This is a genomic window from Burkholderia sp. Bp8998 (assembly GCF_003854235.1).
In the GTDB taxonomy this organism is placed as follows: Bacteria; Pseudomonadota; Gammaproteobacteria; order Burkholderiales; family Burkholderiaceae; genus Burkholderia.
In genome coordinates this window covers 45,466-60,635 of the sequence record NZ_QTQF01000019.1, presented here as the reverse complement: position 1 = coordinate 60,635, position 15,170 = coordinate 45,466, and the positions used below count along the sequence as shown (strand labels likewise).

Here is a 15,170-nt window from a genome sequence, read left to right as displayed (position 1 = left end):
CGATCGGCGACCTTTCTGCCGCGATCCGCAACCTTCTTTCCGGCCCCGAAAAGCAAAACGGCGGAGCGGCTTCTTTCGAAGCACACTCCGCCGTTTCGCGGCGAACCGTAGACGCTCTTAGTGGAGCTTCTTCGGCAGCATCTGGCTGCGCAGGCGCTTGTGCAGGCGCTTGACGGCTGCTGCCTTCTTGCGCTTGCGGACTGCGGTCGGCTTTTCGTAGGACTGGCGTTCGCGCAGTTCAGCGATCAGGCCATTTTTTTCGATAGCACGGCGAAAGCGGCGAATCGCCACTTCGAACGGCTCGTTTTCTTTCAGAAGAATCGTCGTCATGTCGTTCCTAAATTGCTTAAACGGTCAAAAACGTAGCGGCCAAGCGCCACGCACCGGCCATCCGGGCGTCCCCACAACAGGCGAAACGAGCGGAAATACGGCCTCGGAGGCCGGAAAAGAGAGGCACAAAGCACCGCGAGTACGCTTCACAAGTCGCGTGCAGCGCCGCGTTTGACTGCCAGCAAGAATGCCGAGACGGCATAGGCGTGACAGAAAATCTCAATTCAGCCCGCCATGATATCAGGAAAACATAGCTTCGCCTACCGGTTTGCCACTTTTCCGTCGCAATCGCGCATTGCAGGCGCTCGAACGCCCGTCCGGTCTTGCTGTGAGCCGTTCGGGCCCTTTAAATGCGCGCCGGACTGCACCCAAACGCACCGCAACGCTCGTGCTTCCCCATTATAAAATCGGGCCAAATCTTCGGCGCCCCCTTCCGATTTGGTTTCGAACCACCGAAGTCTGGTTCTGAGGTGGCCAGCACTGAATGCACGCATCCATTGGTACCGGCAGGACTTTGCGTGCTTACTTACGAACAACAAAAAGTCGGCTGCCGGCTGCAAATCCAGCGACTACCGCGCCGTCTGCCACCTCCCAACCGATCCGCACGGCCCCAACCTAAAAATGTGGTTGATGTCCCCATCTCGCCGGAACGCGATCCGCGTCCGGTCATTGCTCCGGCTTCAACAGTATTCCTTGTCAAAACCGAATCTGCCACGGGTCTCGCCGTACCACGCGCGGAATTCAACAGGCCAGTCGTTCGTCCGATGCGGCATTGTCGGTATGTCAACCGGCTGCCGGGCGGGAGCGCCGCAGGTGCCTCACACCGAACGAACGAAAGCGCATACGCAGGCGTCGAGATCATGTTTGGCAAACCACAGAGCCGGTTCAACCAGCCGGTACGCCAAAGCAACTTCGCATCTGCCCCTAAAGTTTCGTCGCATGGTCGCCGACAACCAAGAAAGGCGGGCGATGCAGGATGCCAAAAAGCGCGACGCCGAACACGAAACAGCCAAATTTAAACCGGGCGTTTTCCAAACGAGGATAGAAATGCTGAATATCAACACCAACCTTTATTCGCAAACGGCGCAAACCAATCTGTCGAGCACGCAGAACGCGCTGTCGCAGGCAATCAACCGCCTGTCGTCGGGCAAGCGCATCAACTCGGCAGCCGATGACGCAGCCGGCCTTGCGATCTCGACGACGATGACGGCGTCGATCAACGCATTCAACCAGGGCGTCGCGAACGCGAACAACGGCATCTCGTTGGCGCAAACGGCGTCGAGCGGCCTTTCGGCGATCACCGCCAACCTGCAACGTATTCGCCAGCTTGCAGTCCAAGCATCCGATCAGTCGATCGGCGCCGCCGCTCAGGCCAACCTCCAGACTGAAGTAACGGCTCGCCTCGGCGAAATCGATCGCATCGCGACCCAAACGACGTTCAACGGCATCGGCCTGCTCGACGGCAGCCAGGCCGCCCCGCTGCAATTCCAGATTGGCGAAAAGACGGCCCAAACGCTCTCGATCGACCTGACCGGCGCAAAGGCCGACACCACTACCCTGGGCGTTAACGGCGTCGACGTCAGCACGTTCGCCGGCGCACAGGCTGCGATGACGTCGATCTCCTCCGCTCTGGCCACGATCAACACCGCGCAGGCAAGCCTGGGTGCCGACCTCAATATCTTTCAGGCTGCCGTCTCGCAAACGACGTCGCAATCGACCAATCTGAGCGCCGCAAGCGCGCAGATCACCGACGCAAACTTCGCACAGGAAACCGCAAACCTGTCGAAGGCTCAAGTGCTGCAGCAAGCTGGCATCTCGGTGCTCGCGCAAGCGAACTCGATGCCGCAGCAGGTTCTGAAGCTTCTGCAATAAGGGCTAGATAATGCGCCACGTCACGCATTCAAGAAATGCGTGACGTGGCGGTCAATACGGAAGCCAAAGAAAGAATGCTTATCCGAGGGCTCGCCTTCCGGTAAGCATTTTGCGCATCGTGCAGCACATCGGCGCCGCCACGCCAACGCGCCCGGCGGCGCACTTTTCACCAGACGGAGTCCTCGATGTCGACGACGAACATTTCCGGCACCACGGCCAACAGCGCGCTGACCCAGGCGGCTCAGTCCATCATCAGCGGAGTGACGAACTCGAACACGGACACGTCCGCACTCGTTTCCGCGATGGTCACGGCCAAGATGGCCGCACAGACCACGCAGAACGTCAACCAGCAAAATCTCGACAACACCACGCTGTCGGCCATCGGCTCGCTCAAGTCGGCACTGTCTTCCCTTCAATCGGCGCTGTCCGGGCTCGCCGACGGATCGGCCCTGGCGAAAACCACCGCCACCGCAAGCGGCAGCGGCCTGAGCGCCGCCACGTCGACGGGCTCGGTCGCCGGCAGCTATTCGATTGCGGTAACGCAAGTCGCCACCGCGCAGAAGCTTGCACTGACAGTGGGCGTGCAACCGTCCACCAAACAGATCGGGACGGGCAACCTCACCATCACGCTCGGCAGCGGCGCGCCGATGACCGTCGGAATCAACACCGGCAACAACACGCTCGCGGGCATCGCCAGCGCAATCAATTCGGCGAGTGGTAATCCCGGCGTGACGGCCACCGTCGTCACCGGCACGGATGGGTCGCACCTGGTGCTGACCTCGAATGTGACAGGGGCGGCGAACACGATCCAGGTGTCGACCAATTCGACAGACGGGCTGGCCAGCCTCGCGACCGTCGACGGCTCGGGCGTCGCAACAAACAACTACGTCGAGAAAAACAACGCACAAGACGCGATGCTCAGCATCGACGGCATTACCAACATCCAGAGCGCCAGCAACACGATCACCGGCGCCATTACCGGCGTGACGCTCAACCTCGCCACGGCGGCGGCAAACACGACGCAAACCCTTACGGTCGCGGCGGACAACACGTCAGCGACCAACGCGATCAACGGCTTCGTCTCGGCATACAACTCATTCGTGAGCACCGCCTCGTCGCTGTCGAGTTTCGACTCGACCGCCGCTGCCGGCAGCCAGGGCGGGCCGCTCATCGGCGATTCGATGCTGAATTCGATCGTCAGCACGCTCGCGACGGCCATTTCCAAGGGCGTAACAAGCGGCAGCAGCACGGTGAGCCTGAGCGCGATCGGCATCAACCTGACGCCGGACGGCACGCTCAGCGTCGATAGTGCGTCTTTGTCGAACGCCCTGACGCACAATTCGGCCTCGGTAGCGACCGCCTTCAACGCGACGAATGGCATCGGCGCAGTGCTGAACAACAACATCACGTCGTATCTGCAGACGGGCGGGATCATCGATACACGCGTCAACGCGCTGAACAGCGACCTCGCCGACGCGAAGACGCAAGCAAAGACCCTGCAAGCGTATGCGAGTCAGTTGACCGATCAGTACAATGCGCAATTCACCGCCCTCAATACGCTCATGGCGCAGATGCAGAACAACTCGCAGTATCTGACGCAGTTGTTCGGCGGCACCAATAGCGCCGGCGCACTCGCCACCAACAAGTAATACGGCCCACTGGATGTATCGAGCCTCGCGGTACTTTTGAATTGGCACTGGAGTAATCGTCACGATGGATCAACCCGCATTACTCGCACGCGTGTGGCAACTGACGCAGGCAATCGAACACGCTGCGTCGCTGGCGGACTGGTGCGGCGCGGCACGTCTCGCGGAAGCGCGCTCGCCCCTGTTGATGTCGCTGAGCGCACCGCAAACGCCCGATGCACTGGCCATCATCCGCCGCATACAGGCGATCGACACAGCCATCGCGGCCGACGCGGAAACGACGCAGCGGGAGTTGCATGCGGAGTTTCAGGCCGCACTCGGACGGACCGAAGCTGCTGGCCGATATCAGCAGATCGCGCAACTGTAACCGCATTGCCGCCAAGTACGTCGCGAGCGGCACTTCGCGCCGGACGTTTACTTCCGGCCCGGCCGTTCATCGCTTCGATCCGATGAACGGCCTGCTCCGCACCAACTCACCGACACCTCATCCCGCGCATGTTTGGCACACGTCGCGATGAACGCTACTCCCGCCAAATCAGCGCCCTGCGGCACATGCCGACGTCCAGGCCGGCGCAACTTCTGCAAGCACGGCTCTGAATACGATCTGCCCACGAAAACTGGCGATTGCGATTGCTCTTCAACCTACCGGACTCGCATAACTGATCGGCGCGACTGCATAGCGAAGCCGAAGCGCCGCCACTCCACCACTTTTTCGCCAAATGGCGCATAAGGTGGGGTTTCCGGTGGCATCCGAAATGAAAAAAGGCCCTTGGCGTTCGCCTCAGGGCCTTGATTTCTCTAGGTTTTATCGACCTAGCATCACTTCGAATTTTGGCGCGCCCGGCTGGGATCGAACCAGCAACCCCTGCCTTCGGAGGGCAGTACTCTATCCATTGAGCTACGGGCGCGTATGACAACGACGACAACGACGACAACGATGACAGTGACAACAGCGAAACGACCCAATAAACCGGCCGCCCACCATTGGCAAGACGGCAAGGATACCCGGTTTCCCAAGACGCGTCCACCTTGCCCGCCGAATCCCCGTCAGGCCCCCAATTCGTGCGGGTAAACACGCGCCTTCGCACCGCTCGCCGTGATGTAAACGTTCCGTCTATAATCGTCCGTGCTTCATTGGACTGCCATTTTGCCGTTGCACCGCGCTCACAATTCCTAATCACGGAGACGAGGCAAGCATGAGCGAAGCACCCCACGAATCTCCCGTCAAAACCCCCGGGCAGCTGATTGCCGTCGTCATCGCATCATTCGCGATTCCGATCGCCCTGATCGTCCTGTTTGCCACCTATGCCAACCACGCGTTCCGTTCGGGCGCCGGCACGGATGCGCTATCCGACGAACAGGTCGCCGCGCGGATCGCACCGCTCGCGAAGGTCGACGTGAAGGACGCCAATGCGCCCCGCACGTACAAGACCGGCGAGGATGTCTACAAGGCCGTGTGCGTGACCTGTCACGGCACGGGCGCCGCCGGCGCGCCGAAGTTCGGCAACAAGGACGACTGGGCGCCGCGCATCTCGCAGGGCTTCGACACGCTGCTGAAGACGGCGCTGTCGGGCAAGGGCGCGATGCCGCCGCGCGGCGGCACGAGCCCCGACGATGTCAGCGACTATGAAATCGCGCGGGCGATCGTCTACATGGCGAACAACGACGGCGCGAACTTCCCCGAACCGGCTGCCCCGGCCGCCAATGCGGCGCCGGCAGCGAGCGGCGCGGCGGGTGCGGCAGGCGCCGATGCATCGAACGCGCAGGCCGCCGCCGCGATGGCCGCGATCGCCGCGATTCCGAAGGCAGGCGAAAAGCCCGCCGCCGCGCCGACCAGCGCCGACGCCGCGTCGGCCGGCAAGGCGCTGTACACGCAGGTCTGCCAGGCATGCCACGCGGCCGGCGTGCTCGGCGCGCCGAAGTTCGGCAGCAAGGAGGACTGGGCGCCGCGCCTGAAGGACTCGATGGATACCGTCTACAACTACGCGCTGCACGGCAAGGGCGCGATGCCGCCGAAGGGCGGGTCGAGCGCGTCCGACGCCGACGTGAAGGCGGCCGTCGACTACATGGTCAACGCGTCGAAGTAACGCCTGCCAGCCAGAAAAAACCCCCGCGGCGCACGCGCATCGCGGGGGTTTTGCTTATCCGGATCGCCCGGGCGTCAGTGCGCCGACACGCACCGCATCACTTCTGCAACAGCGCCTTCAGGCTCGCGAGCCGGTCCTTCGGCGTCATCGGCGCTTCCTCCGGCGTCGGCGGCGGCGCTTCGTCGAGGCCCATCTCGGGGATGAAGCGAGACGGCTCGCACACGACCGTCTCGCGCGCCCGCTTGCGCTTCTTGCACCAGTTCAGGTGCAGGCTGCGCTGCGCGCGCGTGATCGCGACGTACATCAGCCGGCGCTCTTCCTCGATCCGCTCGCTGTCGATCGGGCCGTCGTCCTCGCTGCCGCCGCGGTGCGGCATGATGCCTTCCTCGACGCCGACCAGGAACACGTGCGGATACTCGAGCCCCTTCGACGCATGGACGGTCGACAGCCGCACGGCGTCCGGATCCTCGTCCTTGCCTTCGAGCATCGACATCAGCGCGACGGTCTGGATCAGGCCGAGCAGGTTCTTGCCGGTGTCGGCAAGCCCGTCCGCGTTGTGGAACCCTTCGGCCTCGCCGTCGACGGCTTCCGTCTCGGGCTTGGTGCCCTTGCGCTTCAGCCATTCGAGGAATTCGAGCACGTTCTGCCACTTCGACTGCGCCTGCCGCTCGTCGAACGCGTCGTACAGATAGGCCTCGTAGTGAATGGCTTCCATCATGTCGTCGAGCACGACGGTCGCGGGCTCCTTGTCCGCGCGATCGGTCAGGCGCTGGATGAAGTCGCAGAACATCCGCAGCGGCTCGACCTGCCGCGCGGACAGCCGCGCCTCGATCCCGCCCATGTACACGGCCTCGAACAGCGACACCTTCGCCTGGCCCGCGAACGAGCCGAGCGCCTCGAGCGTCGTGTTGCCGATCCCGCGGCGCGGCGTCGTGACCGCGCGGATGAATGCGGGATCGTCGTCGGCGTTCGCGATCAGGCGCAGGTACGCGCACAGATCCTTGATCTCGGCCTTGTCGAAGAACGACTGGCCGCCCGACAGCACGTACGGAATCCGCTCGCGCCGCAGCACCTGCTCGAAGATCCGCGCCTGGAAGTTGCCGCGATACAGGATCGCGTAGTCGCGGAACTGCGTGCGCCGCTCGAACTTGTGCGCGGACAGCCGGAACACGACCGATTCGGCTTCATGCTCCTCGTCGTTGCACGGCGTGACGGTGATCGAGTCGCCCATCCCGTGCTCGGACCACAGCTTCTTCTCGAACAGCTTCGGGTTGTTCGCGATCACGTTGTTCGCGGCGGTCAGGATCCGCACCGTCGACCGGTAGTTCTGCTCGAGCTTGATCACGTGCAGCTTCGGGAAATCCTTGCCGAGCTGTGCAAGGTTCTCGAGCGTAGCTCCACGCCAGCCGTAGATCGCCTGGTCGTCGTCGCCCACCGCCGTGAACGCGGCGCGCGGGCCGGCGAGCAGCTTCAGCAGCTCGTACTGGCACGCGTTGGTGTCCTGGTATTCGTCGATCAGCAGGTAGCGCAGCTTGTTCTGCCAGCGGTCGCGCACCTGCTCGTTCTTCGCGAACAACTCGGCCGGCAGGCGGATCAGGTCGTCGAAGTCGACCGCCTGGTACGCATGCAGCGTCGCGACGTAGTTGCGGTAGACCAGCGCCGCCTGGTGCTCGTCCTCGTTGGCCGCGATCGTCATCGCCTCCTCGGGCATGATCAGGCCGTTCTTCCACAGCGAGATGGTGCTCTGGATCTTGCGGATCAGGCCCTTGTCGGTGGTGCCGATCTGCTCCTGGATCATCCCGAAGCAGTCGTCCGAATCCATGATCGAGAACTGCGGCTTCAGGCCGACGTGCTCGGCCTCCTGACGCAGGATCTGCACGCCGAGCGAGTGGAACGTACACACGGTGAGCTGGTTGACGGGCACCTTGCGGCCTTCCTTGCCGGGCGTGGTGAGCGTCTTGCCCTCCAGCAGCTTCGACACGCGCTCGCGCATTTCGGCGGCGGCCTTGTTCGTGAACGTGACGGCCGCGATGTGGCGTGGCTCGAAGCCTTTCGCTTCGATCAGGTGCGCGATCTTCTGCGTGATCACGCGGGTCTTGCCGCTGCCCGCGCCGGCGAGCACGAGGCAGGGACCGTCGAGGTAGCGCACCGCTTCGTTCTGAGCGGGGTTGAGGCCTGCGGACATGATGTCGGATGATGTTGCGGTTGACGGCGGAACGCCGGGAGGATGCCGCGCGCGGCAGGCCTGGAATGCAGGCGGACACGCGGGGCAGGACGCGCATGTTAACACGTCGGCGGCATGCATTTTGGAAGCACCGCCGGGCGGGACTGCGCGGGCAGGCTGCCGCTTCGCCCCCTGTCCGAACGGCCAATCCGGCCCCATCCACGCGCCGATCGGCCACAATAGGCGCACGCGGCGGTGCCGCGCGCTTTGCCGGACGCGCCGTTGCATGCGGCCGCGCCATGCCAGAATAGTCGGTCGTCCTCGCGCCTCCACGGCGCGCCCTCCTTTCGTTTCGTACGCAGCCAAGGATTGCCATGTCGTCATTGCTCAGGATTGGTTTGATGGGTTTCGGTTTCGCCGGTGCGACGTTCCACGCGCCCGTGATCACCACGAGCGGCCGCACCGAGGTCACCGCGATCGCGACGGGGCAGCCCGATCGCGCGCGCGCCGCGTATCCGGGCGCACGCATCGTCCCCGATCTCGACACGCTGCTCCGCCTCGACGACATCGACTGCGTGGTGATCGCCACGCCGAACGACACGCACTTCACGCTCGCGCGCCAGGTGCTCGAAGCCGGCCGCCACGTCGTCGTCGACAAGCCCGTCACGCTCACCGCCGACGAAGCGCTCGCGCTCGCGCGGCTCGCGAACGCGCGCAGCCGCCTGTTCGCACCGTTCCACAACCGCCGCTGGGACGGTGACTTCCTCACCGTGCGCCGCATCGTCCAGTCCGGCGAACTCGGCCGGCTCACTTATTTCGCGTCGCACTTCGACCGCTTCCGCCCGACGCCGCGCACGCGCTGGCGCGAGGAGCCCGCACGCGGCGGCGGCCTGCTGCTCGACCTCGGCCCGCACCTGATCGACCAGGCGCTCGCGCTGTTCGGGCTGCCGGAAACGGTCAGCGCCACGGTCAAGACGCGCCGCGACAACGGCACGGCGCCCGATTTCGTGCACCTGCTGCTCGGCTATCCGGACAAGGACGTCGCGCTGCACGCGAGCGCGCTGTCGGCGATCGAGCCCGCGCGCTTCACGCTGCACGGCACGCGCGGCAGCTACCAGAAGTTCGGGCTCGACACGCAGGAAGACCAGTTGAAGGCCGGCCTCACGCCCGACCACGTCGAGTTCGGCGGCGGCAACCCGCCCGGCGTGCTGCGCACGCTCGACGGCGACATCGAGGTCGAGCGGCCGGTGCCGACGCTCGACGGCCAGTACGCGGAGTTCTATCGCGCGCTCGCCGCGTCGGTCCACGATGGCGCGCCGTTCCCGGTCACGCCGCAGGATGCCGTCGACGTGATGACGATCATCGAGCTCGCCGCGCAGAGCGAGCACGAAGGCCGCCGGGTACCGTTCGTGCGCCGCACCGTCTGACGGCCGCCGGCCGTGCGTCGGCCGCCACCGCGGCACGATCCCGAACATTCCGTTACAAATGGTGCGGGAACGAAAGTCAGCGGTCGTCCGGTCTGAAGCGTTTCTCAAAAAGTCGATCCGACACCAAACCGTCAGGAGAATGTGATGCAACGGTTGATTCGCGCAGCGGCATGCTGCGTCCTGGTTTCCTCGCTCGCGGCCTGTATCGTGCAGCCGCAGCGGCCGGCCCGACAGGCGCCCCCGCCCCCACCGCGGCCGAATCCGCAGGTCGTCGCGAACGATCGCCTGCTGGAGGTCCAGGGCCGGATCGACAACTTGCACCGCCGGATCGACGCGCGCGTCAACGGCGGCTACTACCCGCCGCCGTACGGCGCGCAGCTGCACCACCGCCTCGACGTGATCCGCCAGGAAGCGAACGACATGTCGGCCCAGCACAACGGCGGCCTGTCCGGCGACGAGCAGCACGTGCTGAACCAGGAACTCGACACGGCCGCGCGCGCGATCGGCGAGTGATACCGGCCATGCCGGCGCCCGCCGGCGCCGGCAAAAGCGATGGCGCCGCACGCCACCGCTTGTCGCGAAGCGACATTCTTTTGCTCAAATTGACAATGCTCACCCGCTCGCGTACAGTCGCCCGCACGCGTCGGGAGAGCGTGTGACCGTGTAGCTAGCAACGCCGGTCGCGCCGCCGAAGGGGCACACCCGCAAACTCTCAGGCAAAAGGACCGACCGCGTCGGGGAAGCCCGTCCGCGCATTGCGCGGGCCGTACTCCCCGCACTCTGGAGAGCGGCAGTAGCCCGCTGCGCAATGGCAGCGCGGGCAGGCTGCCCACCGAAGGGGCGCGCGTTCGCCGGCCTTGCCCGCAGCGCAATCTCTCAGGTATCGAGGACAGAGGGGCATGTACCGGATCTTCGCAGGCCCCAAGGCCGCGACGGTCGGCACATGGCCGTTCTGACCCGCGCGCAAGCGCCTTGCCTGAGGCCTCGATGACTGCACTGAATCAAACCCCGCTCAACGCCGCGCACCGCGCGCTCAATGCCCGCATGGTCGACTTCGGCGGCTGGGACATGCCCGTCAACTACGGCTCGCAGATCGAAGAACACGAAGCCGTGCGCACCGACGCCGGCATGTTCGACGTGTCGCACATGTGCGTCGTCGACTTCACCGGCAGCCGCGTGCGCGCGTTCTTCGAGCACGCGATCGCGAACAACGTCGGCAAGCTCAAGATCCCCGGCAAGGCGCTCTACTCGTGCCTGCTCAATCCGCAGGGCGGCGTCGTCGACGACCTGATCGTCTATTACTTCACCGAAGACTTCTTCCGCGTCGTCGTCAACGCCGGCACGGCCGAGAAGGACATCGCGTGGTTCAACCAGCTCAACGAACAAGGCGGCTACGGGCTGACCATCGCGCCGCGCCGCGAATTCGCGATCGTCGCCGTTCAGGGCCCGAACGCCCGTGAAAAGGTCTGGACGACGGTGCCCGCCGCGCGCGCCGCGACCAGCGAACTGAAGCCGTTCAACGCCGTGCAGGTCGCCGGCACGCCGTTCGGCGATCTTACCGTCGCGCGCACCGGCTACACCGGCGAGGACGGCTTCGAAGTGATCGTCCCGGCCGTGCACGTCGAAGCACTGTGGACCGCGCTGCAGCAAAACGGCGTGCGCCCGTGCGGGCTCGGCGCGCGCGACACGCTGCGCCTCGAGGCCGGCATGAACCTGTACGGCCAGGACATGGACGAGACCGTGTCCCCGCTCGACGCGGGCCTCGCATGGACGGTCGACCTGTCGGCGCCGCGCGAGTTCGTCGGCCGCGCCGCGCTCGAGCGCGACGGCACGCGCGCCGCGTTCGTCGGCCTGATCCTGCAGAAGGAAAACGGCAAGGCGGGCGGCGTGCTGCGCGCGCACCAGAAGGTCGTCACGCCGCACGGCGAAGGCGAGATCACGAGCGGCACGTTCTCGCCGTCGATGCAGGAATCGATCGCGTTCGCGCGCGTACCGGCGGCCGTCCAGGTCGGCGACACGATCCATGTGCAGATTCGAGACAAGCAACTGCCCGCGCGCGTGGTAAAACTGCCGTTCGTGCGCAACGGCAAGGTCCTCGCTGCGTAACGACCGAGAAGCGACCGGGAGGCCGCCTCCCGGAAAGCCGGGAAATGGCGCCCGGCGCAACCACACCCGGCGCGCCCCCGGCGGCGCGCCAGCATAACGAACACACCTTTTATCCAGGAGCATCCGATGAGCAACGTCCCGGCCGATCTGAAGTACACCGACGAACACGAGTGGATCCGCACCGAAGCCGACGGCACGCTGACGGTCGGCATCACCGATCACGCGCAGAGCACGCTCGGCGACATCGTCTTCCTCGAACTGCCGCAAGTCGGCAAGTCGGTGAACGCGGGCGACGCCGTCGGCGTCGTCGAATCGGTGAAGGCGGCATCCGACATCTACTCGCCGGTGTCCGGCGAAGTCGTCGCCATCAATGAAGAAGCCGCCGACTCACCGGAAGAAGTGAACAGCGACGCCTACGGCGTATGGCTCTTCAAGATCAAGCTCGCGGCCGGCGCCTCGACGGACAAACTGATCGACGCCGACGCCTACAGCAAGCTGATCGACTAATTTTCCTTACCCGAACCGCGCGCGGCCGGCCAGCCGGCCCGCGCGGGACCAGAGTCACGCCATGAAGCTCGAACACCCGGACCGCCTGATGAACCGCACGCCCCTCTCGCTCGCCGCGCTCGAAACGCACGACGCGTTCGCAGAACGCCACATCGGCCCCGATGCCGCCAGCCAGCAGGCCATGCTCGACACGCTCGGCTTCGCGTCGCGCGCCGCCCTGATCGACGCCGTGATCCCGGCCTCGATCCGCCGCGCCGAAACGCTGCCGCTCGGCCCGTTCGCGCAACCGAAGAGCGAGGCCGAAGCCCTCGCCGCGCTGCGCGCCCTCGCGGACAAGAACCAGGTGTTCCGCTCGTATATCGGCCAGGGCTATTACGACTCGCACACGCCGGCCGTGATCCTGCGCAACGTGCTCGAAAACCCGGCGTGGTACACGGCCTACACGCCGTACCAGCCCGAAATTTCCCAGGGTCGCCTCGAGGCGCTCCTGAACTTCCAGCAGATGGTCGCCGACCTGACGGGCCTCGCGATCTCGAACGCATCGCTGCTGGATGAAGCCACCGCCGCGGCCGAAGCGATGACGCTGCTGCAGCGCACCGGCAAGCCGAAGTCGAACGTGTTCTACGTCGCCGACGACGTGCTGCCGCAAACGCTCGAGGTGGTCCGCACGCGCGCGCTGCCGATCGGCATCGAAGTGAAGACCGGCCCGGCGGCCGACGCCGCGCAAGCGAACGCATTCGGCGTGCTGCTCCAGTATCCGGGCGTAAACGGCGACGTGCGCGACTACCGCGCGCTCACCGACGCCATCCACGCGGCCGGCGGCCACGTCGTCGTCGCGGCCGACCTGCTCGCGCTGACCGTGCTGACGCCGCCCGGCGAATGGGGCGCGGACGTCGCGGTCGGCAACACGCAGCGCTTCGGCGTGCCGATGGGCTTCGGCGGCCCGCACGCCGCCTACATGGCCGTGCGTGACGAATTCAAGCGACAGATGCCGGGCCGCCTCGTCGGCGTGACCATCGACGCGCAAGGCAAGCCCGCGCTGCGCCTCGCGCTGCAGACGCGCGAACAGCACATCCGCCGCGAGAAGGCGACGTCGAACGTGTGTACCGCGCAGGCGCTGCTCGCGATCATGGCGAGCATGTACGCGGTCTACCACGGCCCGCACGGCCTGAAGACGATCGCGCTGCGCGTGAACCGCATCGCGGCGCTCCTCGCCGCCGGCGTGAAGCAGCTCGGCTTCGCGACCGTCAACGACACGTTCTTCGACACGCTGACGATCGACACCGGCGCGCGCACCGCGCAGGTCCATGAATTCGCGAAGGCCACGCGCATCAACCTGCGCCGCGTGAGCGACACGCAAGTCGGCGTGTCGGTCGACGAAACGACGACCCGCGACGACCTCGCCGATCTCCTCGCCGTGTTCGCGCAGGCCGCGGGCGGCACCGCGCCGGGCGTGGACGCGCTGGACGCGGGCCTCGCAGGCGTCGCCGCGCTGCCGGCCGGCCTCGAGCGCACGAGCGCGTACCTGACGCACCACGTGTTCAACCGCCACCATTCCGAAACCGAAATGCTGCGCTACCTGCGCAGCCTGTCGGACAAGGATCTCGCGCTCGACCGCTCGATGATCCCGCTCGGCTCGTGCACGATGAAGCTGAACGCGACGTCGGAAATGCTGCCGGTCACGTGGCCCGAATTCGGCCAGATCCACCCGTTCGCGCCGGCCGAGCAGACCGTCGGCTACCGCGAGATGATCGACCAGCTCGAGCAGATGCTCGTCGCGGCCACCGGTTACGCGGCCGTGTCGCTGCAGCCGAACGCCGGCTCGCAAGGCGAGTACGCGGGCCTGCTGATCATCCACGCTTACCACGCATCGCGCGGCGAAGCGCATCGCGACGTGTGCCTGATCCCGGCCTCCGCGCACGGCACGAATCCGGCGTCGGCCCACATGGCCGGCATGAAGGTCGTGGTCGTCGCGTGCGACGCGCAGGGCAACGTCGACATCGCCGACCTGAAGGCGAAGGCCGAGCAGCACGCGAACGACCTCGCGGCGATCATGATCACGTATCCGTCGACGCACGGCGTGTTCGAGCAGAACGTCCGCGAGATCTGCGAGATCGTGCATGCGCACGGCGGCCAGGTGTACGTCGACGGCGCGAACATGAACGCGATGGTCGGCCTGACCGCGCCGGGCCAGTTCGGCGGCGACGTGTCGCACCTGAACCTGCACAAGACCTTCTGCATCCCGCACGGCGGCGGCGGCCCGGGCGTCGGCCCGGTCGCGGTCGGCGCGCACCTCGCGAAATTCCTGCCGAACCAGCGTTCGACCGGCTATGCGCGCGAGGAAGACGGCATCGGCGCGGTGTCCGCCGCGCCGTACGGCTCGGCATCGATCCTGCCGATCTCGTGGATGTACATCGCGATGATGGGCGCGAAGAACCTGACCGCCGCCACCGAAACCGCGATCCTCAACGCGAACTACATCGCGAAGCGCCTCGCGCCGCACTACCCGGTGCTGTATTCGGGCCCGGGCGGGCTGGTCGCGCACGAGTGCATTCTCGACCTGCGTCCGCTCAAGGAAACGAGCGGCATCACCGTCGACGACGTCGCGAAGCGCCTGATGGACTACGGCTTCCACGCGCCGACGATGAGCTTCCCGGTGCCGGGCACGCTGATGGTCGAGCCGACCGAATCGGAATCGCAGGAAGAACTCGACCGCTTCATCGCCGCAATGATCGCGATCCGCGACGAAATCCGCGCCGTCGAGGAAGGCCGCGCCGACCGCGAGGACAACCCGCTGCGTCACGCGCCGCACACGGCAGCCGTCGTCACCGCGAACGAATGGCCGCACGCGTACTCGCGCGAGCAGGCTGCGTACCCGGTCGCGTCGCTCGGCACGAACAAGTACTGGCCGCCGGTCGGCCGCGCGGACAACGCCTACGGCGACCGCAACCTGTTCTGCTCGTGCGTGCCGATGTCGGAATACGCATAACGCACGCCAGGCCGGGAGCCGTCCGATGGTGACCGCACCGCA

The 15,170-nt window shown here is 65.7% G+C and carries 11 protein-coding genes, 1 tRNA gene and 2 riboswitches; of the genes, 9 read left to right on the top strand and 3 right to left on the bottom strand.

What is annotated here, in order from left to right; all coding sequences use genetic code 11:
• Positions 1-117 precede the first annotated feature (117 nt).
• Positions 118-330 carry a 30S ribosomal protein S21 gene (gene rpsU / locus DIE06_RS19725; RefSeq protein WP_006401410.1) on the bottom strand — a complete coding sequence of 71 codons (213 nt, stop codon included), beginning with the start codon at positions 328-330 and terminating at the stop codon, positions 118-120.
• A gap of 1,047 nt (positions 331-1,377) precedes the next feature.
• Here rpsU and DIE06_RS19720 point away from each other — a divergent pair.
• The 3 genes from DIE06_RS19720 (at position 1,378) to DIE06_RS19710 (ending at position 4,215) form a co-directional block, all read left to right on the top strand.
• Entirely contained in the window at positions 1,378-2,202 is an 825-nt protein-coding gene (locus DIE06_RS19720) for a flagellin (RefSeq protein WP_124662856.1), read from the top strand.
• A 185-nt stretch (positions 2,203-2,387) separates the two neighbouring features.
• On the top strand, positions 2,388-3,851 hold the full coding sequence (gene fliD / locus DIE06_RS19715; protein ID WP_124662792.1) for a flagellar filament capping protein FliD: 1,464 nt from the start codon (positions 2,388-2,390) through the stop codon (positions 3,849-3,851).
• A 64-nt stretch (positions 3,852-3,915) separates the two neighbouring features.
• Complete coding sequence (locus DIE06_RS19710; RefSeq protein WP_124662791.1) at positions 3,916-4,215, top strand: flagellar protein FliT; 300 nt, start codon at positions 3,916-3,918, stop codon at positions 4,213-4,215.
• 465 nt (positions 4,216-4,680) lie between these two features.
• On the opposite strand, the gene DIE06_RS19705 is transcribed toward DIE06_RS19710, so the two are convergent.
• Positions 4,681-4,756: transfer RNA gene (locus tag DIE06_RS19705), tRNA-Arg, on the bottom strand.
• Positions 4,757-5,044: 288 nt separating this feature from the next.
• Between DIE06_RS19705 and DIE06_RS19700 the strand changes: the two genes are divergently transcribed.
• Positions 5,045-5,935: a cytochrome c5 family protein gene (locus DIE06_RS19700; RefSeq protein ID WP_124662790.1), complete on the top strand. Its 891-nt coding sequence runs from the start codon at positions 5,045-5,047 to the stop codon at positions 5,933-5,935.
• 97 nt (positions 5,936-6,032) lie between these two features.
• On the opposite strand, the gene DIE06_RS19695 is transcribed toward DIE06_RS19700, so the two are convergent.
• Entirely contained in the window at positions 6,033-8,120 is a 2,088-nt protein-coding gene (locus DIE06_RS19695; protein ID WP_124662789.1) for a UvrD-helicase domain-containing protein, read from the bottom strand.
• Positions 8,121-8,473: 353 nt separating this feature from the next.
• Here DIE06_RS19695 and DIE06_RS19690 point away from each other — a divergent pair, with 353 nt between their 5' ends.
• From DIE06_RS19690 to gcvP, 5 genes are all read left to right on the top strand, one after another.
• Entirely contained in the window at positions 8,474-9,526 is a 1,053-nt protein-coding gene (locus DIE06_RS19690; RefSeq protein WP_124662788.1) for an oxidoreductase, read from the top strand.
• Positions 9,527-9,670: 144 nt separating this feature from the next.
• On the top strand, positions 9,671-10,039 hold the full coding sequence (locus DIE06_RS19685) for a hypothetical protein (RefSeq protein WP_124662787.1): 369 nt from the start codon (positions 9,671-9,673) through the stop codon (positions 10,037-10,039).
• Positions 10,040-10,160: 121 nt separating this feature from the next.
• A riboswitch (glycine riboswitch) is annotated at positions 10,161-10,265 on the top strand.
• A 31-nt stretch (positions 10,266-10,296) separates the two neighbouring features.
• A riboswitch (glycine riboswitch) is annotated at positions 10,297-10,429 on the top strand.
• A gap of 84 nt (positions 10,430-10,513) precedes the next feature.
• The gene (gene gcvT, locus DIE06_RS19680) at positions 10,514-11,632 is read left to right on the top strand and encodes a glycine cleavage system aminomethyltransferase GcvT (RefSeq protein WP_124662786.1); all 1,119 of its coding nucleotides are present in this window, start codon (positions 10,514-10,516) and stop codon (positions 11,630-11,632) included.
• A gap of 126 nt (positions 11,633-11,758) precedes the next feature.
• A complete protein-coding gene (gcvH, locus tag DIE06_RS19675; protein WP_014895535.1) occupies positions 11,759-12,139 on the top strand; it encodes a glycine cleavage system protein GcvH in 381 nt (126 codons plus the stop codon).
• 61 nt (positions 12,140-12,200) lie between these two features.
• Complete coding sequence (gene gcvP, locus DIE06_RS19670; RefSeq protein ID WP_124662785.1) at positions 12,201-15,128, top strand: aminomethyl-transferring glycine dehydrogenase; 2,928 nt, start codon at positions 12,201-12,203, stop codon at positions 15,126-15,128.
• Positions 15,129-15,170: the final 42 nt, after the last annotated feature.